Source organism: Arthrobacter sp. ok909 (assembly GCF_900104405.1).
Classification (GTDB): domain Bacteria; phylum Actinomycetota; class Actinomycetes; order Actinomycetales; family Micrococcaceae; genus Arthrobacter; species Arthrobacter humicola.
The window spans coordinates 42,830-60,348 of sequence record NZ_FNJS01000028.1; the positions used below are offsets into that span (position 1 = coordinate 42,830).

Consider the following 17,519-nt stretch of genomic DNA (forward strand, 5'->3'; position numbering starts at 1 on the left):
GCGGCGGAACCGGGCTGGGGGCCGGGCGTCGGAGTCATGGGGAGTCCCTTCGTGGAGTGCCCGCGGCACATCGCCGTGCCCGGGCGTCTGATCAAGGATTCGAAGCCTAACAAGGCGCAACCACCCAAACATTGGATGAACCGACCTGGCACTGGCTGCTCTGCACAACAACCATTCGCCACCGAACGCGGCACTGCAGCGGGCGGCCACGGCGGACCGTGCACCCGCGCGGCCGATAGAGTGGCGCTATGGAAGCAGAGCCTTCGGTTCCGGCCAGCCCGGAACGCGGCCGGCCGCAGGCGCCGCGGTGAGTCAGGAACCATCCGCCACCACGCCGTCGCGCGGGGCCCGGGCCGCCGTCTTCGCCCAGCTGACCGGCGCCGGCAGGTCCGAGCAAGTGGCCCAGCGGCTGACCGATGCCATTCTGCTCGGCGTGCTGGCCCCCGGCGACCGGCTGCCCAGTGAGGCTGAGCTGGCCAAGCGCTTTGGCGTGGCCCTCGTGACGGCGCGCGACGGGCTCGGGGCTGTCCGCGAGGCCGGGCTGGTGGAGACCCGGCGCGGACGCGAGGGCGGCAGCTTTGTGCTGGCCACCGAACAGACGCCGGAAAGGCTCCTGCAGGCCCGGCTGCGCGGACTCGCGCAGGTGGAGATTGCCGACCTCGCCGTCTATTTCGGCACGCTGGCCGCCGGCTGCGCGGAACGGGCGGCCGAGCTCGCGTCCACCGATGAAGCCGAACGGCTCACCGCCTGGCTACAAGATGCCGACTTCAGCTCCGCCAGCGATTCCGGCCGGAACGCCGGCGGTTTCTACCTCGAGATCGCCGTCGTCAGCCAGTCGCCGCGCCTGGTGCGCGAGCAGATCCGCCTCCAGGCCGAGTTCGGCCCCATGCTGTGGCTGTGCCTGACCGACCCGGCCATGCGGGCGCGGGTCTATGCGCAAAACCAACGCACCGCCGAGGCGATAGCCGCCCATGACGCCGCCGCGGCCCGCGCCTCGGTCCGGGCACAGATCGCCGACCTTTCCGCCTGGCTGCTGGCAGCCAAGGAACGTCTTGAACAAGGAGCAGCAGCCGATGGCTGAGAACCACAGTGCGGATTCCGTGCAGGCCCGGGCCCGCAACTGCGCCGCGGCCATCGGAGCGTTGTTCAACGGCGTCTTCGGAACCCTGGACCACTGGCGCAGCCGGGTCGAAGCCGCAACCGCCTGGGGAGCGGGAGACATCGATCCCGCCGTGTACGCGATGGTCGGTCCGGAACTCACGGCCGCCGACCCGCTGCTGATCGGCGCCGGATTCATCGCGGCACCGGGCGTGGTCCGCGGCAGGGGCCTCCATTTTGCCTGGTGGCTGGGCCCGCTGGAGGACAACCCGATCCTCGGCACCACCACCGAGCCGAGCCAGCTGGATCTGGCGTCGCGCGAGTACGCCGACTATCTGCGGGACCTCAGCGCGCTGGAGTGGTACCGGGTACCCGAAGCCACCGGTGCCCGGCACATCACGGGCCCCTATGTGGACCACTTGTGCACGTGCGACTACATCCTCACGCTCACCGCGCCCGTCGTCGTCGGCGGATCCATGGCTGGAGTGGTAGGCGCGGACGTCCTGGTGCGCCGGCTGGAGCGGGACGCCCTCCCGCTGATGCGCGCCGTGGGCGCCCCGACAGCTCTGGTGAGCGCCGCCGGCCGGGTGATTGTGTCCACCGATCCGCAACTACCCGTGGGCACTCTTGCCACCGCAGATGCGGGCCCGGCCTGGGCCAGCGCCATCACCTGCCCCGGAACCAACCTGAAAGTCCTAGTGCGCACAGCTCAGTAATTTAAACATCCCATTTCAGATGAATAAGGTGTAGTCTCACCATGTGGCCGTGAACCAGGTCACATCGTGGCAGGGTTCGCGGCGCGGACCGGCCACCCAATTCATTGAAGGGAACCACATGAGCGTGCGGAATTTGCGGAACTTCGTCAACGGCCAGTTTGTTGACTCAGCCGCCACCAGCCGGCTGGAGATCCACAACCCGGCCACCGAAGAAGTCATCGCCACAACGCCCGTTTCCACCGCCGCCGACGTCGCTGCCGCCTACGCTGCGGCCGCTGCAGCGTTTGAGATCTGGAGCGAAACCACTCCCGCAGAGCGCCAGCGGGCGCTGCTGCACATTGCCGACGCCGTCGAGGCCCGGGCCGAGGAACTGGCCGACCTCGAATGCGCCGACACCGGCAAGCCCCGGGCCGGGATTGTCCCGGATGAGATCGAGGTACTCGTGGACCAGATCCGCTTCTTCGCCGGCGCAGCCCGGACCCTGGAAGGGCGCGCCACCGCCGAGTACCTCGCGGACCACAGTTCCTCGATCCGGCGCGAGCCCATCGGCGTCATCGGCCAGGTGGCCCCCTGGAACTACCCCCTGATGATGGCCGCGTGGAAGGTCATTCCCGCGCTTGCGGCCGGCAACACCGTAGTCCTCAAACCCTCCGATTCAACGCCGAGCTCCACCCTGCTGTTTGCCGAACTGGCCAGCGAATTCCTCCCCGCCGGCGCGTTCAACGTGGTGCTGGGGGACCGTGAGACTGGCAAGGCCCTGGTGGCGGACGAGGCCCCGGAAATGGTGTCCATCACCGGCAGCGTGCGGGCCGGCATGGAGGTGGCCGGAGCGGCCGCCGCCGACGTCAAGCGCGTTCACCTGGAGCTGGGCGGCAAAGCCCCGGTCATCGTGTTCGACGACGTCGACATCGCCACCGCGGTGGCGGGGATCGTCCCGGCGTCGTTCTACAACGCCGGCCAGGATTGCACCGCGGCCACGCGGCTGCTGGTGCATGAGGACATCCACGATGAGTTCGTGGCGGCTTTTGCCGAGGAAGTGCGGCAGAACGCCAAGACCGGCGGCCCCGCCGAGGACGGAATCCTGTACGGCGCGCTCAGCAGCGCCGACCATCTTCAGCGCGTCGCAGGATTCCTGGAGCGGCTGCCGGAACACGCCACCGTGGAAGTCGGCGGCAAGCGCCACGGGGGTGTGGGCTACTTCCACGAGGCCACCGTCGTGTCCGGGCTGAATCAGGACGACGAGCTCGTCCAGAGCGAGGTGTTCGGCCCCATCGTTACGGTGCAGAAGTTCTCCACCGACGCCGAAGCCCTGGCCATGGCCAACGACGTCGACTACGGGCTGGCGTCTTCCGTGTGGACCAAGGACCACACCCGGGCCATGCAGTTCGCCAAGCGCCTGGACTTTGGCTGCGTCTGGATCAACACCCACATCCCGCTGGTGGCCGAGATGCCCCACGGCGGATTCAAGCACTCCGGGTACGGCAAGGACCTGTCCATGTACGGGCTGGAGGACTACACCCGGATCAAGCACGTCATGAGCTACATCGGCTAAGCCACCCCGCGAGCCCCCGGCACCCGGGAACCACCGGCATCTCCGGCCGGCACCCCCGTCAGCAACTCCCGCCAATGTCGTCGGAAGGAAACCATGTCTACCGAACCACGCAGTACCACCGAGCTCAACGATAGTGAGCACCTTGCCGTCCTGGGCTACCAGGATTCCTTTGACCGGTCCATGTCCCTCTGGGCAAACTTCGCTCTCGGATTCACCTACCTTTCGCCGCTGGTGGGGGTGTACTCCCTCTTCGCGATCGCCATGGCGGCCGGCGGCCCGCCGTCGGTTTTCTGGATCTTCATCGTGGGGGCGGGACAGATGCTGGTGGCTCTGGTATTCGGCGAGGTGGTCTCGCAATACCCGATCCACGGCGGCATCTATCCGTGGACCAGGCGGCTGTGGGGCCGGCGCTACGCCTGGATGGCCGCCTGGGTCTACATCTGGGCCATGATTGTCACCATTACCGCGGTGGCCGAATTCGGCAGCGGCTTCCTGGCCAGCCTGTTCGAGGTTGAGGTGACCCGGGAAACCACGCTTGGCCTGACGGTACTGCTCCTTGTTGTGGCGCTGGCCTTGAACTTCACCGGTACCAAGACGATGGCGCGGGTCGCCCGGATCGGACTGGCTTCGGAGCTGATCGGCGTGATCGCCGTCGGCCTCTACCTGTTGATTTTCCAGCGCAAGCAGAGCTTCGGCGTGTTCTTCGACTCGATGGGGGTGGAGGGCGATGGCAGTTACCTGCACGCCTTCATGGGAGCCGCCCTGGCCGGCCTCTTCCTTTTCTACGGCTTTGAAGCCTGTGGCGACGTGGCGGAGGAAGTCGCCAGTCCGGCGCGGCGGATCCCGCGGGCCATGATGATGACCATTGTGGTCGGAGGCGTCTCGGCGCTGTTCTCCTTCGGCGGCTATGTGCTCGCGGCGCCCAACCTGCAGGAAATCGTCAACGGCCAGGATCCTGACCCGATCCCCGCCATCCTGGAATCGGCCCTCGGGCCGGTGGGTGCCAAGATCTTCCTGGTGGTTGCGATCACGGCCTTCCTGTCCTGCGTCCTGAGCCTGCAGGCAGCGGCCAGCCGGCTGATCTTCTCCTTTGCCCGTGACGGCATGGTGCCCGGCCACCGCTGGCTCTCCAGGGTTTCCGGCACCGCCAGGGTCCCCGCGAACGCCCTCATCGTCGCCGCGAGCATTCCGTTGGCCATCTGCGTCATCATCTATCTGGGGTCCGACGAGCTGCTCACGCAGATCACGTCCTTTGCCGTGCTGGGCATCTACATTGCGTTCCAGTCGGTGGTGCTCGCCTCCCTGCGCCAGCGGCTCAAGGGCTGGCGGCCTGCCGGGCCGTTCAGCCTGGGCGCCGCAGGGTTCGCGATCAATGTCGCGGCCCTGGCCTACGGCATCTTTGCCATGGTGTTGCTGGCTTGGCCCGGCTCGACGGGCGTCTTTGTCACCGACTGGACCGTCCTGATCGGCCTTGCAGTTGTGGCGGGCACCGGCCTCCTCTACCTGCTGCTGGCCCGCCCGGACGCCAAATCGACGGCGCCGGCCGGCGACGCGATCGACGTCGCCGCCAAGCTGCGGGCCGGCAGTGCCCGGCAAGCAGCGGTCAACTAACGCACCAACGAAAGAGCAGACAGTGAAAAGTATTGAACGCGATGTTGTCATCATCGGCGCCGGCCCGGCCGGGCTCAACGCCGCCCGGGACCTGAAAGCGGCGGGCCTGACGGTTGCCGTGCTGGAGGCCCGCGACCGGGTTGGCGGCCGGACCTGGACCAGCACTATTGACGGCGCCATGCTCGAAATCGGCGGCCAGTGGATATCACCGGACCAGACGGCACTCAAAGGCCTGCTGGGCGAGCTGGGCCTGGAAACATTCAGCCGCTACCGTGAGGGCCAGTCTGTCTACGTCGCCCCGGACGGCACCCGCAGCCTCTACACGGGGGAGATGTTCCCGGTGTCCGAGCGTACCGAGGCCGAAATGCGCCGGCTGATCGGCATCCTGGATGAGCTGGCCGCCGAGATCGGCGCCGAAGAGCCATGGGCGCACCACCGGGCCCGCGAACTCGACACCATCTCGCTGCACCACTGGATGCGCCAGCTCTCTGACGACGAGGAGGCGTGCGCCAACATCGGCCACTTCCTGGCCGGCGGCATGCTCACCAAGCCGGCGCACGCCTTCTCCGCACTGCAAGCCGTCCTGATGGCGGCATCGGCGGGCTCATTCTCGAACCTCGTGGACGAGGACCTGCTGCTGGACCAGCGCGTAGTGGGAGGGATGCAGCTCGTGTCGGAGACCATCGCCGCCGCGCTGGGGGACGACGTCGTCCTTGAGTCCCCGGTGCGGACCCTGCGCTGGGACGACAACGGCGTCACCGCCGTCTCGGACCGGGCCACGGTGAACGCCCGGTACGCCATCATGGCCGTGCCGCCGAACCTGTACTCGCGCGTGAGTTTTGACCCGCCGCTGCCCCGTCGGCAGCACCAGATGCACCAGCACCAGTCGCTGGGCCTCGTCATCAAGGTGCACGCCGTCTACGAGACGCCGTTCTGGCGCGAAGAGGGCCTCTCCGGCACCTGCTTCAGCCCCGATCTGGTGGTCCAAGAAATCTACGACAACACCAATCACGAGGACCCGCGCGGAACCCTGGTGGCCTTCGTGCCGGATGAGAAGGCGGACGCGATGTTCGCCCTCGACGCCGGGGAACGGCGCCGGGTGATCCTCTCGGCCATGGCGGAGTCCTTGGGCCCGAAAACCCGGGAACCGGTGGTCTATTACGAGTCCGACTGGGCCTCCGAGGAATGGACCCGCGGCGCCTTCGCCTCCAGCTACGATCTGGGCGGCCTGCACCGCTACGGCGCGGATCAGCTCACCCCCGTGGGACCCATCTACTGGGCGTCCTCGGACCTGGCAGCCGAGGGCTACCAGCATGTGGACGGCGCAGTCCGGATGGGCCGGGCCACGGCCGCCCGGATCCTGGACCGCGACGCCGCCAGCACGGAGGCCGCCGCGTAGCTGCCGCACCGGCCAGCCTTCCAGCCCGGCCTTCCAGCAACGCGGGGTCACATACGGCCCATAATTCCGGGCCGTACGTGACCCCGCGTTGCTTGTGCCGGCGCTACGCTCCCCGCACCCGCTCCACGAATTGGGCCGTGCGGGCCGCCAGCCCGGAGATCTGCCGCAGCACGACGGCGGCGGGGTCCGGGTTGATCTCGTTGGCCGGAGGCTCCACCCGGACATTGCGGCAGCAGAGGAACTCGGCACAGATCAAGGTGCCCAGGGTGTTGCCGTTGCGGCCCGACTGCCCTGCGCGCTTGGCCACCCAGAGCAGGACATCGTCCTTGGAGAACACATCCCGGCACAGCTCGCAGAGCACGGAGCGGTTCTTCTTGGCGCCGCCTTCAGGGGCCCGGAGCATGATTCCGGTGGGACCCTTCGGCCCGGGCACCACGAGATAGCCGCGCAGGGGCATCTTCTCGTCCCGCCAGGCCAGGAAGTCGAGCTTTTCCCAGTCCAGGGTGTCGAAGTTTTTGGGCAGATTGAGTTTCGCTGCTTCTGACCGGCTCGCGTTGATGAAGGACGAGCGGATCTGCTGCGGCGTGATTTTTTGCATGACGGAAACTTTCGGAATCGAAGAGGTGCCGCCCGGGCGGGCAACAGCGCACCAAGGCGGAACGGGGGCAGACGACTGCCAGCCTGCGACTCCGGTTAGGACCGGGCGTCTCCGCGGGGTGATTCCGCAGCGGGACGGGATTGTGCGGAAAGGGCTGGCAGCAGTGCGGGCGCGTAGCAGGCCACAGCGGCCACCTCGCTAACCGTGGCAGCGGTGATCGTCGCGATCCCCATGCTCACTCCCCTGTTCCAAGAGTTCCCCGGTTCTGATGATCCGGGTCCGTTTATCCGGAGAGCCCATCCTTGCAAAGCCCTGGATTCCTGTCCAGCCGACTGCAAGAACCCGGACCAGCCCGCAGGCGCCCTGCCGTTCTCCAACTGACGCGCCCGCAGCTTTCGCGGGACTGGTTCTGACGCTCCCGGTTCACCTCAGGCAGTGGGCGACGCAACCAGGGGAGCGGTATCGCTCAGACGCCGCAACTTGGGAATGGGGATCCGTTTGTTGATGGCGACGGCGGTGCCCGAGCCGTCGTCGTGGGACCAGCGCATGAGGGCAGGGCCGTCGGCGGGGTCGCCTTCGAGAAATTCGGGGGTACCGGCCAGGGGCAGGAAGCCGCTCGCCTTCAGGCTGAGGCCGAACTGCTCGGTCCAGAAGTAGGGCTGGAAGTCGAGCTCCGGTGCTTCATCACCCCGCGCCAGTGCCAGGGCCGCGGCCTTGCTCTGCTCGATGGCGCTGGTCCACAGGGGAACACGCCGGATGCCGTGCTTGGTCGGGAACGCGGCCACATCTCCGGCGGCGATGATGCCGGGACGGACGCGCCCGCGGGCGTCGACTTCGAGCCGGCCGTTGGTCAGTAAGCCGCTGGAGGCGAGCCACTCGACGTTGGGGACATCTCCTACGGCACTGACCACGAGTTCGGCTTCGATGGTTGAACCGTCCGCGAGGACAACCAGCGGACGCCCGTCGGCCGTGCGCCCACTGGTACTGCGCAGTTCGACCGCGTGGGACGGCGCTAGCTTGAGCCCGTAGCGGCGGGCAGCGGCAAGGAAGACGTCGGACAAGTACGGGCCCAGCTGTCTGGTGAGCGGACGGTCATGCGCCACCACGGTTACCTCGCAGCCCACGGAGAGGCACCCGGAGGCGATCTCCATGCCCAGGGCGCCGCCACCAATGACGACGACGGACGGCCGGTTCGTGAGCCGGCGGCGCAGCGTCAGCGCGTCCTCCAGATTGCGCAGGGTCAGTTCGCCGTCGCAGCGGCCGGCATTTCCCCCGGTCTTGGGTCCAGTACCGAGGCGGCGTGCCCGGGAGCCGGTGGCGATGACCACGGCATCGTACGGAAGGCCGCTGCCGTCGTCGAGGTGGACCACCTTCCGGTCGGCATCAAGCCCCGTCGCGCTCACGCCCTGGACCTCCTGTGCCTCGTGGGTGGACGCTGGCAGCTGATGGGACGTCATGTCCTCGGCGTCCAGCAGGGCAGCCTTCGACAGGGCGGGGCGGCTGTACGGTGCATGGGACTCGTCGCCCACGATGGTCAGATCTCCGTCGAAGCCTGCCGCCCTCAGGGAGTCTCCCGCGGTAAGGCCGGCAATGCCATTTCCGACGACGACGATGCGTTTCAGTGTCATGCTCATGCCAGCCGCAGCGCGGCAACCGGGCAGACGCGAACCGCGGCCTTTGCCGGTTCCACGTCGTTGTCGACCGTCTCGGTGTCCAGCACGAGTTCGCCCTCTTCGTCCAGGTGCATCAGCTGTGGGGCGACTTCCTCGCACAGGCCGTGGCCTTCGCAGCGCGGTCGATCGAGGACAATCTTCATGGCTTTCTCCTTTGAAAACGGTGGCGTGGATCACAGCCAGAGCGTATGTTGAGTTTTCCAGCTGTATAGTATGTTCGGCAAATGAATAATGCTTATCCTTCATATGCACCGTATAAATGATTAGTAGGCTGGGCCACGCGCCTGAAAAGGGGCGTGCGACAAGTGAGGTGTGCAATGGCAATGAAGCCGGGACTGACCTGGAATGCGAAAGACTGTTTTGTGTCGTATGTGGTCGCCCTCGACGTCGAATTGCGGGACCCGCGCATCCAGCCGCTGGGTCCACTCCGCGTTGTTTTCCCGGCGAGTCATGCCCGGTAGCCAGGGAAGATCCGGGATGGACGGAGAGCTGGCCCGGCTGGCTGCGGTCGACCTCAACCTCCTGGTGCCACTCCTGGCGCTGCTTGAAGAGCGGTCGGTGACGAACGCTGCGGCCAATATCGGTCTGTCGCAGCCGGCCATGAGCCATGCGCTGACACGCATGCGGCGCATGCTCAGCGACGAACTCCTCGTGCGGCAGGGGCGCGGAATGGTGCTGACGCCGCGGGCCGCGGAGCTCTTGCCGGCGCTACGCCAGACGCTGACGCAGACGGCCCGGCTCGTCAATGCCGCCCCGTTTGACCCCGCAACCGACGACCGCCTGATCACTGTGGCAATGACCAACAGCACCGCGTTCGTTATCGGCAGCGCGCTGACCCGGCTGCTGGCCGAGCGTGCGCCGAACACGGTCCTGCGGTTGCGAACTACGTCCTCGCCGACCATCGCGGTGTTCGCGGAGGATGCGGCGGACGTCATTCTGCTCCCCGAGACGTTCGCCACGCCGTATCCGCGGGAGCGCCTGTACGACGACCGCTGGGTGGTCGTCACTTCGTGGGACTCGCCGCGGCAGGCCAGTGCGCTGAAGCTCCTGGAGACGGTGCCCCATGTGGTGCTGGACGCGGCCCCGGAACGCCTGCGGCCCTATGAAATCCTCGACGAGCGCAAGGTGCCCTACACGGTCCGGCAACGCGTGTCCGACTACCTGTTCATTCCCCACCTGATCGCGCAGGCCGGCGGGGTGGCGGTCCATCGGTACCAGGTCGGATTGGCGTTCGAGGGCCGGTTCGACCTGCGCATGGAGGAGTTCCCCTTCCCCATCCAAACCCTGGGCATCGACATGGTGTGGAACCCGTGGCTCGCGGAGGACCCGTTCAAGGATTGGCTGCGGGGGATCCTCCTGGAGGCCGCCGTCCCTTTGCGGGCCAGGTACGGTCCTGTGCCCCCCAGATCCGGGCCGCCCGCGTGACTGACACCCGCCTGTTAACCCCGCTGTTCCCTGATGGCCGGATGGACTGGCTACCGTGGGCGCGTGGTTGGAGACATTCTTGGTGCGGGACCGGGGGGCCGGCGGCTGTTTGTTGCCCTGGGCGATTCCTTCACCGAGGGTGTGGGCGACTATGACCCCCGGTTCCCCAATGGCGTGCGGGGCTGGGCGGACCGGGTCGCGGAGAAACTGGCCAAGGCGCAGCCGGGGTGGCAGTACGCCAATCTGGCCATCCGCAGCAAACGGCTGCGCCACATCATTGCCGAACAGCTCGGACCCGCCGTGGCCATGGAGCCGACGCTCGTTACGCTGTACGCGGGCGGCAACGACATCCTTGATTTCGGCACGGACATCGGGGCCCTCATGCAGGATTATGAGTCCCTGGTCGAGGCGCTCGCCGGCACGGGGGCGACGCTGGTGCTGTTCACCGGCTTCGATGTCAAGGTCTCCGCGCTCCTTGAGCCGCTGAAGAAGCGCAACGCCTTCTATAACGAGCGGGTCCGCGAGATCGCCGGCCGCTACGGTGCGGTACTGGTGGACTACTGGTGCTTCGACGCATTCCATGACCCGCGGATGTGGGATTCGGACCGGCTGCACATGTCCAAGGCGGGCCATAAATACCTTGCCTCGCAGGTCCTGGATCATCTCGGTGTGCCCCATACGATCAAGCCCAAGGAATGGGAGCCGCTGGTGAAACAGGGCCTGCGTGAGTGGGAACGCCGGCAGCGCCGCTGGGTGCGCGACTGGGTGCTGCCCCTATTCGGTCGGAAGCTCCGCGGGGTCACCCTCGGCGACCAGCTCCGGCCGCGCTGGGCGGAACCCGTAGTGGTCCCGCGCAAGGGCGGCCTGAAGAAACTGTTGCAGGCCCAGCGCGACGGCGGTTAGGCCGGATCCCGGCCCTCGCTCCGGGCCCGCTCCGATTCAGCTGTCCAGCAGGTTTTCGAAGCCGGGGGCCACCCTGTTGGCGTGGAACTCCATGACCTCGAAGTCGGCCACACCGTTGACGTAGAACGGGTCCTTGGCGAGGGCGGCGTCCAGGCTGTCCCTGTCCGCGTTGGAGAGCAGCAGGCCGCCGGTGCGCGGGATCTTGCGCCCGGCGACCATGAAGATGCCCTCATCGAAGGCCGCCTGCAGCCACGTGACGTGGGCCGGGAGATGGAACTCCACAATGTCGTCGGGGACCTTGTATGTCAGGGAGACTACGTACATGCGGCCAGCCTACCGGTAGCGGGTCGCGGACAGGACGGAACTTTTCTGGGAATCCCCGGCCGAAGTTGAATCGTCAAGCTTCAAGTCTCCTAGAATGTAGCCATGACCGAACCCCGCTGGCTCAATGCCGACGAACGCCGGGCCTGGCTGGCCCTGCTGAGCATCACCACGCTGCTGCCGGCCGCCCTAGACACCCAGCTTCATGCCGCGGGCAAGCTGTCCCTGTTCGACTACAACGTGCTGGCGATGCTCTCCGAGGCCGAGGGGCGTTTCCTGCCCATGAGCGAGCTCGCCGCGCGCACGAGCGCCTCCCTGTCCCGGCTCTCCCACGTGGTCACCAAGCTGCAGAACCGCGGCTGGCTTGAGCGCCGCCCACACCCCGGCGACGCCCGCGTCACCACAGCGCACCTGACCGATGCCGGCATGGAGACGATCGTGAAGCTCGCCCCGGGCCACGTGGAGGCCGTCCGGTCGCTCTTCCTCGACGCCTTGAGTCCCAAGGACGTCGCGGACCTGGCCCGGATCGGCGAGAATATCGTCGCCCGACTCGACGACGATCACTGGATCCTGCGCGACAACTAAGTGCGGTAACCAAGCGCGGAAGATGGACGCGTCGCCGTCGGGCGCTGCCGTCTTTGTTGCTTGCGGCAACTGCTGGCAGACTTGGTTCATGGATTTCACGTCCCGCTATGTAGCCCTTGGAGACTCGTTTACGGAAGGCGTCGGCGACGACGACCCCACCCGTCCCAACGGCGTCCGCGGCTGGGCGGACCGGGTGGCAGAGCAACTCGGCGCCGCCGATCCGGGCTTCGGGTACGCGAACCTCGCCATCCGGGGCAGGAAACTGCGCCAGATCATGGCCGAGCAGGTGGACGCCGCCGTCGAACTCCAGCCCACCCTGGTGAGCATCTACGCCGGCGCCAATGACATCCTCCGGCCCAAGATCGACATCGATGACCTGCTCGTGGAATACGACGCCGGGATCCGCAAGCTCGCGGCCACCGGCGCCACCGTTGTGATGTTCACGGGCTTCGACGCGCGCGGCTCCAAGATATTCGGCACCATGCGCGGCCGCACCGCCATTTACAACGAACTGGTGCGCGGAATCGCCGGCGACCACGGTGCCCTACTGGTCGATTACTGGCGCTTCATCGAATATTACGACTGGGGCATGTGGGCCACGGACCGGATGCACATGTCCGCCGCCGGCCACGCGAACATGGCCAAACGGGTCCTGACGGTCCTGGAACACGAACACTCGATTGACGTCCCGCCCATGACGCCGGTGCCGGAACTGAGCCGCGCGGACGCCATCCGAGCCAATGCCCGCTGGGTCCGTGAATTCGCCGGCCCGTGGGTTGTCCGGCGCGTCACCGGCAAGTCGTCCGGGGACGGTCTGCAGCCGAAGTACGGCCAGCTCACGCGTCCCTAAGGGGAAGACCCGGCAGTTCAGGCGCGGAATCCCGGCGTCGCGAGCAGTTCCCCGTCGCGGCGGACGGCGAGCACATCGATTTCCCAGCCGTCCGTGGCCCGGTGCAGCATCGCGGTGCCGCCCGCGACGATCGCCGTGGCCAGCACATCGGCCGTGACAATGTCCGCCGCCGCCACGGAGACCTGGGTAAACTCCGCGCCGCCGGCGCCGGCTGTCCAGATGTGGTCACCCCGCTCCGCCGAACCCGACGTCGCCAAGGCGCACCGGGCGCCGGGCCCGCCCAGCTCGAACGCCGAAAGCAGAGCCGTACGGTCCTGCGGGTCAACCACCCCTGCGGCCCAGGACGCTCCGCTGCCCGGAACGGGCGAGCCCATCACCAGCACATCGCCCCCGGCGTTCAGGCACCAGTCGGTGATCCCTTGGGACTGCAGCGTCTCGCCTGCCTGCGCGATCGCGTAGCCCTTGATGAGCCCGGAAAGGTCCAGCACGCCGTCGGGCCGTTCCGGTGAGAACGCACCCTCCGTCATGAGCCGCCAGCCCACGGCATCCGCGTACCGGTCCCGCATCCCGGCGGATGCTGCCCGCAGTGAATGCTCCCCGCGGGCCAGCCTGCTGGCCTCGGAATCGGGGCGGTACAGGCTGAAGGATTCATCCAGCCGGGCAAACACCCGTTCGACGGCGGCGACGGCGGCGTCGAGTTCGTGGTCGGCGACGCCGGCCCTTCCCCCGGTGGCGATGGCTCCCCCGGCAGGAACGGTCAGACTGATGACGGTTCCCATGGAGCCAAACGTCCTGGCCTTCAAGGCCGAACCGCCCAGCTTAGAGGTGGGCTGCATCGAGGGCCGACTGGAGGGAAGAGAGGTATCCGTCGCTCGTGATCGTGGCACCGCTGATGGTCTGCACGTTCGCGGACTGCGCTTGGAGCACCTCGTCGCGCAGGAGCGGGGCCGCCTGGTTGCTGATGGAGACGGACCGGCTGCCTTCATCCGTGAGTTGGAGGGCCATTACATCGGTGATTTTCCCCCCACTGACCGTGATCTGCACCTGGACGTTCCCGAAGCGGGTCTGGCTCACGGAGCCAGCGAAGGTTCCGCTGCCATTTCCGGCGCCGGCCGCTGTGGTGGTGGTTCCCGTCGAACCGGTCGTTCCGGTTGTCCCGCTTCCGGAAGCTGCCCCGGAGGTGCTTGTGCCGGAGCTACTCCCGGACCCGCTGCCCGTGGCGGCAGACGCGCCGGTCGATCCGGTCGTTCCGGCAGAGGTCCCGATGGACGAACCTGCCGCCTCCGTCACGTGGCTGCCGGACTGCCATCCGACCAGGAGGATTCCGGCGGAAGCCAGGGTTGCTGAAACTGCTGCGCGAATTCTCACCAGTCAAACCTTTCGTAGTGAAGCTGTTCTTCCCGCACGCCTGCTGCTCGTGCGTCTTTGAGGACGTTCTGGGCCCAGGCTGCCGGTCCACAGACGTAGACGTCGGCCTCGGCGATGTTTGGTGCGTAGCTCCCTAGCCGGTATCCCGAACGGGTGGCGTCGGCGGGAAGCCACGTCTCGACGCCCCCCGGACGGCGCCCGGTGAGGTGGTACAGAGTCGCGCCACGGCGTTGGCAAAGGTCCATGATCTCCTTGCCCAGATACAGCTCCTTTTCGCTGTGGCCACGCAGAATGACGGTGGCGTTGCCTGGCGTGAAAGGCGTGCTTTCCAGCAGCGCACGGATGGGGGTGATCCCGATGCCGGCACCGATCATGACGACCTGATTCCGGCTCCGGGCCGCGGTGCTGAAGAGCCCGTAGGGGCCTTCAATAGCTACCTTTGTTCCGCGTTTCAGCCGGGCCAACTGGGACGAGCCCCTTCCGAGGTTGCGGACCGTGATCCGCAGGGAGCCGCTGGCGCCGAGCTGGAGGGGCTCCGCGGAGAGGCTGAAGGGGTGCGGGTGCCACCACATGCCGGGAGCGAGGAACCGCCAGATGAAGAACCTGCCGCCCGCGCCCGTCAGTTCGTCAAGGTGACGCCCGGTCATCTCAATACTGACGACGCCGGGGGCGACCTGCACAACGCGGCTGACGCTGAGTTTGTGCCGGGTAGTGGCCACAATCGGCTCCAGAACCCGGTTATGCAGGAGCGCTGCGCCGGTACCGATGCAGGCAGCCAGCCAGTACCAGCGTTGCCAGGTGCCCGGTGCGAAGAGGCCCCCGACGCTGAACTGGTGTGGGATGGACGTCAGCACTGCGGCATAGGTCAGCAGGTGGACGGCGTACCAGAACTCGTAAGCGAACCGGCGCCGGACGGCCACCAGGGAGGTGACTACGACGGCGATGAACAAAACCATGGAGATGTAGGCCAGCCACATGTCGGGGACCTGGACCCACAAGTTCACGGCCTCAGTGACGGGATCCAGCCCTTCGGCCATGCCGTAGCCGATCGCAATGAGGATCCCGTGCGCCAGCAGGAGGTACAGCGTCGGCTTGCCCAGCTTGCGGTGGAACTCCAGGGCACGGTCATGGCCGACTGCGCCGTCAATGAAGGGAAGCCGGGCGGCCAGGAGCAGCATCAGAAGCACCAGGTCCATGCCGGCGAGGCCGGCCACAATCCCCAGTGCCGTGAAGGAACCGGCGGGAGTCGAGAATCCGGATGCTCCGCCGTCGGCCAGCCACAAAGCGATGGCGCCCGCCAGGGACGCCCAAAAGAGAACAGTCAGCAGATCCGCTCTCAGCAACCGCCGCCGATGTTGTCCCTTAAAGGGGTTCACGGCGCCACGAGAGCTGCGGCGAACCTCGGGACGGGTCGTCAGAAGTTGTGTGTTCATGTATCCAGAGTCGCCCCCCTGCCTATCATTTGGCTGTGAAAATGCTTCGTCCGGCATATGACCTGGAACAGTTCCCCTCGCTGCGCAGGAGCTCCGGCGGGCATTTTCCGGTACCCTACGTGGCGGCGGATTGGTCTTTAATTAGTCGAACTCGTAGACTTGTTAGGCGCTAGGTGGCGCGGAGCGTGTGCAATTGCTCCGGTTGGCAGGACTCGTCTGAGAAATCGACGGTCCTGGCGGCCGGTAGTTAGGGGCTCAAGTTGCGCGCATTCCTGTATTCGCCCAGCATCCCGGCACTTCGCATTGGCTGTCCCACGGACCGCCACCGCCCGGTGCCCGTGGCCCACAATCTTCGCCGCAGTGAGGAAATCAGCCGGTTTGCGCCGGCTTCAGATTCCTGCGGATCTGGTGATGATAGGGCGGGAGCTGGATGCGGACGCCGCCCATCGCACGGTCAGTGGGAACTCCGCTAGCCGTTTCATTTATTTTTTGAGGAGAGTCGTCATGGCAGCACACTGCCAGGTGACCGGAGCCGAGCCGGGCTTTGGACACAGCATTTCGCACTCGCACCGTCGCAACAAGCGCCGGTTCGACCCGAACATCCAGAAGAAGCGCTACTGGGTTCCGTCCCTGCGCCGTAACGTCACGCTGCAGGTCTCTGCTCGTGGCATCAAGACCATCGACGTACGTGGCATCGACGTAGTCGTCGCCGCCATCCTGGCACGAGGAGTGAAGCTCTAGTGGCAAAGGACAAGGACGTACGTCCGATCATCAAGCTGAAGTCGACCGCGGGCACGGGCTACACCTACGTGACGCGCAAGAACCGTCGTAACGACCCGGACCGCCTGGTTCTGAAGAAGTACGACCCCAAAATCCGCCAGCACGTCGAATTCCGAGAGGAGCGCTAAACACATGGCTAAGAAGTCAATGATCGCTAAGAACGAACAGCGTAAAGTCATCGTCGAGCGTTATGCTGCAAAGCGCCTCGAACTGAAGAAGGCTCTGGTTGACCCCGCTTCAACCGACGAAGCACGCGAAGCTGCACGCCTCGGCCTGCAGAAGCTGCCCCGAAACGCCTCCCCGGTACGTCTGCGTAACCGCGACATCATCGATGGCCGCCCGCGCGGTACTTTCCAGAAGTTCGGCATCTCCCGTGTTCGCTTCCGCGACATGGCTCACCGCGGTGAGCTCCCGGGCATCACGAAGTCTTCCTGGTAATTCAGTACTCCTGAAGCCAGTGGCTTGAGAAGGGCCGGCAACCGTTTGGTTGCCGGCCCTTCTTGCGTTAACGCCGCGCACCAACAGCCCGTGGCGCGCCCCTCGTCAACGCCCGCACCGCGGTGACGCAGCACACAGCCCTCATTTGCGGCGCCGGGGCGCCTGGTTGAGCTCCTGGCGACCGGTTTAGGCCCGCGCCGGCGGGGTTTTTGGGGTGCTGTGGGGGTGGGTTTGCGGTGGGGGCGTGGTGGGTGTATTGTTTTCTAAGTCGCCGCGAGGGAGACCAGCGGAAATGCTGGGAACCGGAGGCGGCCAATCCCCTAAATTTCAAGACCTGATCTGGTCGGCGTTTTGTGCGCTCCGGGTTGGGGTGGGGCGGGTTGGATGGTTTGCGGGTCGCGGAAACGTTGATTTGCAAAGCGGTCCGGACTCGGGTAAGTTTGGAAAGTTGCTCCGGAGCGATCCGCGACTGTTTGTTGGTTGTGGTGGTGCCGGGTGTGTCTGTTGTTTGAGAACTCAATAGTGTGCCAAGTTTGTTGATACCAATTTATTATGGATTGGTTGTTTTGCCAGGTTGCGCCACCCCGTGGTGTGGTCTGGTTTTTACAGCTGGTTTCAAATTTTGTGCAGCCGGTTTCTCCCGTTTTCCCGGGGGTGCCGGGTGTGTTCGTTTTTGTTTTACTTCAACGGAGAGTTTGATCCTGGCTCAGGATGAACGCTGGCGGCGTGCTTAACACATGCAAGTCGAACGATGATCCGGTGCTTGCAC

At 66.2% G+C, this 17,519-nt stretch carries 19 protein-coding genes and 1 rRNA gene; 13 read left to right on the top strand and 7 right to left on the bottom strand.

Annotated features, from left to right (window positions below; genetic code table 11):
* Positions 1-307: 307 nt before the first annotated feature.
* The 5 genes from BLR03_RS18425 to BLR03_RS18445 all read left to right on the top strand — a co-directional run bounded on the left by BLR03_RS18425 (position 308) and on the right by BLR03_RS18445 (position 6,376).
* On the top strand, positions 308-1,081 hold the full coding sequence (locus tag BLR03_RS18425; protein ID WP_091255453.1) for a FadR/GntR family transcriptional regulator: 774 nt from the start codon (positions 308-310) through the stop codon (positions 1,079-1,081).
* Positions 1,074-1,814 (top strand): cache domain-containing protein, encoded by a 741-nt coding sequence (locus BLR03_RS18430; protein WP_091255455.1) that lies wholly within the window; start codon positions 1,074-1,076, stop codon positions 1,812-1,814. The genes BLR03_RS18425 and BLR03_RS18430 overlap by 8 nt, the downstream gene beginning before the upstream one ends.
* Positions 1,815-1,932: 118 nt before the next feature.
* Positions 1,933-3,366 (top strand): aminobutyraldehyde dehydrogenase, encoded by a 1,434-nt coding sequence (locus tag BLR03_RS18435; RefSeq protein WP_091255482.1) that lies wholly within the window; start codon positions 1,933-1,935, stop codon positions 3,364-3,366.
* 93 nt (positions 3,367-3,459) lie between these two features.
* Positions 3,460-4,977 (top strand): APC family permease, encoded by a 1,518-nt coding sequence (locus BLR03_RS18440; protein WP_091255456.1) that lies wholly within the window; start codon positions 3,460-3,462, stop codon positions 4,975-4,977.
* 22 nt (positions 4,978-4,999) lie between these two features.
* Positions 5,000-6,376: a flavin monoamine oxidase family protein gene (locus BLR03_RS18445; RefSeq protein WP_091255458.1), complete on the top strand. Its 1,377-nt coding sequence runs from the start codon at positions 5,000-5,002 to the stop codon at positions 6,374-6,376.
* A 103-nt stretch (positions 6,377-6,479) separates the two neighbouring features.
* Here BLR03_RS18445 and BLR03_RS18450 read toward each other — a convergent pair whose 3' ends face one another.
* The 3 genes from BLR03_RS18450 to BLR03_RS18460 form a co-directional block, all read right to left on the bottom strand.
* Positions 6,480-6,974 (bottom strand): FBP domain-containing protein, encoded by a 495-nt coding sequence (locus BLR03_RS18450; RefSeq protein WP_091255459.1) that lies wholly within the window; start codon positions 6,972-6,974, stop codon positions 6,480-6,482.
* 428 nt (positions 6,975-7,402) lie between these two features.
* Complete coding sequence (locus BLR03_RS18455; RefSeq protein WP_217639813.1) at positions 7,403-8,602, bottom strand: NAD(P)/FAD-dependent oxidoreductase; 1,200 nt, start codon at positions 8,600-8,602, stop codon at positions 7,403-7,405.
* A 2-nt stretch (positions 8,603-8,604) separates the two neighbouring features.
* Positions 8,605-8,790 carry a ferredoxin gene (locus BLR03_RS18460; protein ID WP_091255462.1) on the bottom strand — a complete coding sequence of 62 codons (186 nt, stop codon included), beginning with the start codon at positions 8,788-8,790 and terminating at the stop codon, positions 8,605-8,607.
* 334 nt (positions 8,791-9,124) lie between these two features.
* Here BLR03_RS18460 and BLR03_RS18465 point away from each other — a divergent pair, with 334 nt between their 5' ends.
* Both BLR03_RS18465 and BLR03_RS18470 read left to right on the top strand, forming a co-directional pair.
* Positions 9,125-10,072, top strand: coding sequence for a LysR family transcriptional regulator (locus BLR03_RS18465; protein ID WP_091255464.1), 948 nt, complete (start codon positions 9,125-9,127; stop codon positions 10,070-10,072).
* 63 nt (positions 10,073-10,135) lie between these two features.
* The gene (locus tag BLR03_RS18470; RefSeq protein WP_254788587.1) at positions 10,136-10,975 is read left to right on the top strand and encodes an SGNH/GDSL hydrolase family protein; all 840 of its coding nucleotides are present in this window, start codon (positions 10,136-10,138) and stop codon (positions 10,973-10,975) included.
* 36 nt (positions 10,976-11,011) lie between these two features.
* Here the strand turns inward: BLR03_RS18470 and BLR03_RS18475 are convergent, their stop codons facing one another.
* The gene (locus tag BLR03_RS18475) at positions 11,012-11,299 is read right to left on the bottom strand and encodes a YciI family protein (protein WP_091255466.1); all 288 of its coding nucleotides are present in this window, start codon (positions 11,297-11,299) and stop codon (positions 11,012-11,014) included.
* 102 nt (positions 11,300-11,401) lie between these two features.
* On the opposite strand from BLR03_RS18475, the gene BLR03_RS18480 reads away from it, so the two are divergent.
* On the top strand, positions 11,402-11,881 hold the full coding sequence (locus BLR03_RS18480; protein WP_091255468.1) for a MarR family winged helix-turn-helix transcriptional regulator: 480 nt from the start codon (positions 11,402-11,404) through the stop codon (positions 11,879-11,881).
* 88 nt (positions 11,882-11,969) lie between these two features.
* Complete coding sequence (locus BLR03_RS18485) at positions 11,970-12,731, top strand: SGNH/GDSL hydrolase family protein (protein ID WP_091255485.1); 762 nt, start codon at positions 11,970-11,972, stop codon at positions 12,729-12,731.
* 17 nt (positions 12,732-12,748) lie between these two features.
* On the opposite strand, the gene BLR03_RS18490 is transcribed toward BLR03_RS18485, so the two are convergent.
* From BLR03_RS18490 to BLR03_RS18500, 3 genes are read right to left on the bottom strand one after another with little or no spacing between them, the layout of a single operon-like run.
* Positions 12,749-13,510: an FAD:protein FMN transferase gene (locus BLR03_RS18490; RefSeq protein WP_091255470.1), complete on the bottom strand. Its 762-nt coding sequence runs from the start codon at positions 13,508-13,510 to the stop codon at positions 12,749-12,751.
* 40 nt (positions 13,511-13,550) lie between these two features.
* Positions 13,551-14,099, bottom strand: coding sequence for an FMN-binding protein (locus BLR03_RS18495; RefSeq protein WP_091255471.1), 549 nt, complete (start codon positions 14,097-14,099; stop codon positions 13,551-13,553).
* Positions 14,096-15,532, bottom strand: a complete 1,437-nt coding sequence (locus tag BLR03_RS18500; RefSeq protein WP_091255473.1) for a ferredoxin reductase family protein — start codon at positions 15,530-15,532, stop codon at positions 14,096-14,098. The genes BLR03_RS18495 and BLR03_RS18500 overlap by 4 nt, the downstream gene beginning before the upstream one ends.
* A gap of 504 nt (positions 15,533-16,036) precedes the next feature.
* On the opposite strand from BLR03_RS18500, the gene rpmB reads away from it, so the two are divergent.
* The 4 genes from rpmB to BLR03_RS18520 all read left to right on the top strand — a co-directional run.
* The gene (gene rpmB, locus BLR03_RS18505) at positions 16,037-16,273 is read left to right on the top strand and encodes a 50S ribosomal protein L28 (RefSeq protein ID WP_011693744.1); all 237 of its coding nucleotides are present in this window, start codon (positions 16,037-16,039) and stop codon (positions 16,271-16,273) included.
* On the top strand, positions 16,273-16,440 hold the full coding sequence (gene rpmG / locus BLR03_RS18510; protein WP_003798558.1) for a 50S ribosomal protein L33: 168 nt from the start codon (positions 16,273-16,275) through the stop codon (positions 16,438-16,440). Before rpmB ends, rpmG begins: the two co-directional genes overlap by 1 nt.
* 4 nt (positions 16,441-16,444) lie before the next feature.
* Entirely contained in the window at positions 16,445-16,750 is a 306-nt protein-coding gene (rpsN, locus tag BLR03_RS18515; protein ID WP_011693742.1) for a 30S ribosomal protein S14, read from the top strand.
* 683 nt (positions 16,751-17,433) lie between these two features.
* Positions 17,434-17,519, top strand: a 16S ribosomal RNA gene (locus tag BLR03_RS18520); the annotation flags it as partial.

What these genes read in the sequence shown, in the direction of transcription:
- BLR03_RS18430 (WP_091255455.1), top strand. Translation starts at nt 1,074, where the DNA reads ATGGCTGAGAACCACAGTGCGGATTCCGTGCAGGCCCGGGCCCGCAAC.
- BLR03_RS18435 (WP_091255482.1), top strand. Translation starts at nt 1,933, where the DNA reads ATGAGCGTGCGGAATTTGCGGAACTTCGTCAACGGCCAGTTTGTTGAC.
- BLR03_RS18440 (WP_091255456.1), top strand. Translation starts at nt 3,460, where the DNA reads ATGTCTACCGAACCACGCAGTACCACCGAGCTCAACGATAGTGAGCAC.
- BLR03_RS18450 (WP_091255459.1), bottom strand. Translation starts at nt 6,974, where the DNA reads ATGCAAAAAATCACGCCGCAGCAGATCCGCTCGTCCTTCATCAACGCG.
- BLR03_RS18455 (WP_217639813.1), bottom strand. Translation starts at nt 8,602, where the DNA reads ATGACACTGAAACGCATCGTCGTCGTCGGAAATGGCATTGCCGGCCTT.
- BLR03_RS18460 (WP_091255462.1), bottom strand. Translation starts at nt 8,790, where the DNA reads ATGAAGATTGTCCTCGATCGACCGCGCTGCGAAGGCCACGGCCTGTGC.
- BLR03_RS18465 (WP_091255464.1), top strand. Translation starts at nt 9,125, where the DNA reads ATGGACGGAGAGCTGGCCCGGCTGGCTGCGGTCGACCTCAACCTCCTG.
- BLR03_RS18475 (WP_091255466.1), bottom strand. Translation starts at nt 11,299, where the DNA reads ATGTACGTAGTCTCCCTGACATACAAGGTCCCCGACGACATTGTGGAG.
- BLR03_RS18480 (WP_091255468.1), top strand. Translation starts at nt 11,402, where the DNA reads ATGACCGAACCCCGCTGGCTCAATGCCGACGAACGCCGGGCCTGGCTG.
- BLR03_RS18485 (WP_091255485.1), top strand. Translation starts at nt 11,970, where the DNA reads ATGGATTTCACGTCCCGCTATGTAGCCCTTGGAGACTCGTTTACGGAA.
- BLR03_RS18490 (WP_091255470.1), bottom strand. Translation starts at nt 13,510, where the DNA reads ATGGGAACCGTCATCAGTCTGACCGTTCCTGCCGGGGGAGCCATCGCC.
- BLR03_RS18500 (WP_091255473.1), bottom strand. Translation starts at nt 15,532, where the DNA reads ATGAACACACAACTTCTGACGACCCGTCCCGAGGTTCGCCGCAGCTCT.
- rpmB (WP_011693744.1), top strand. Translation starts at nt 16,037, where the DNA reads ATGGCAGCACACTGCCAGGTGACCGGAGCCGAGCCGGGCTTTGGACAC.
- rpsN (WP_011693742.1), top strand. Translation starts at nt 16,445, where the DNA reads ATGGCTAAGAAGTCAATGATCGCTAAGAACGAACAGCGTAAAGTCATC.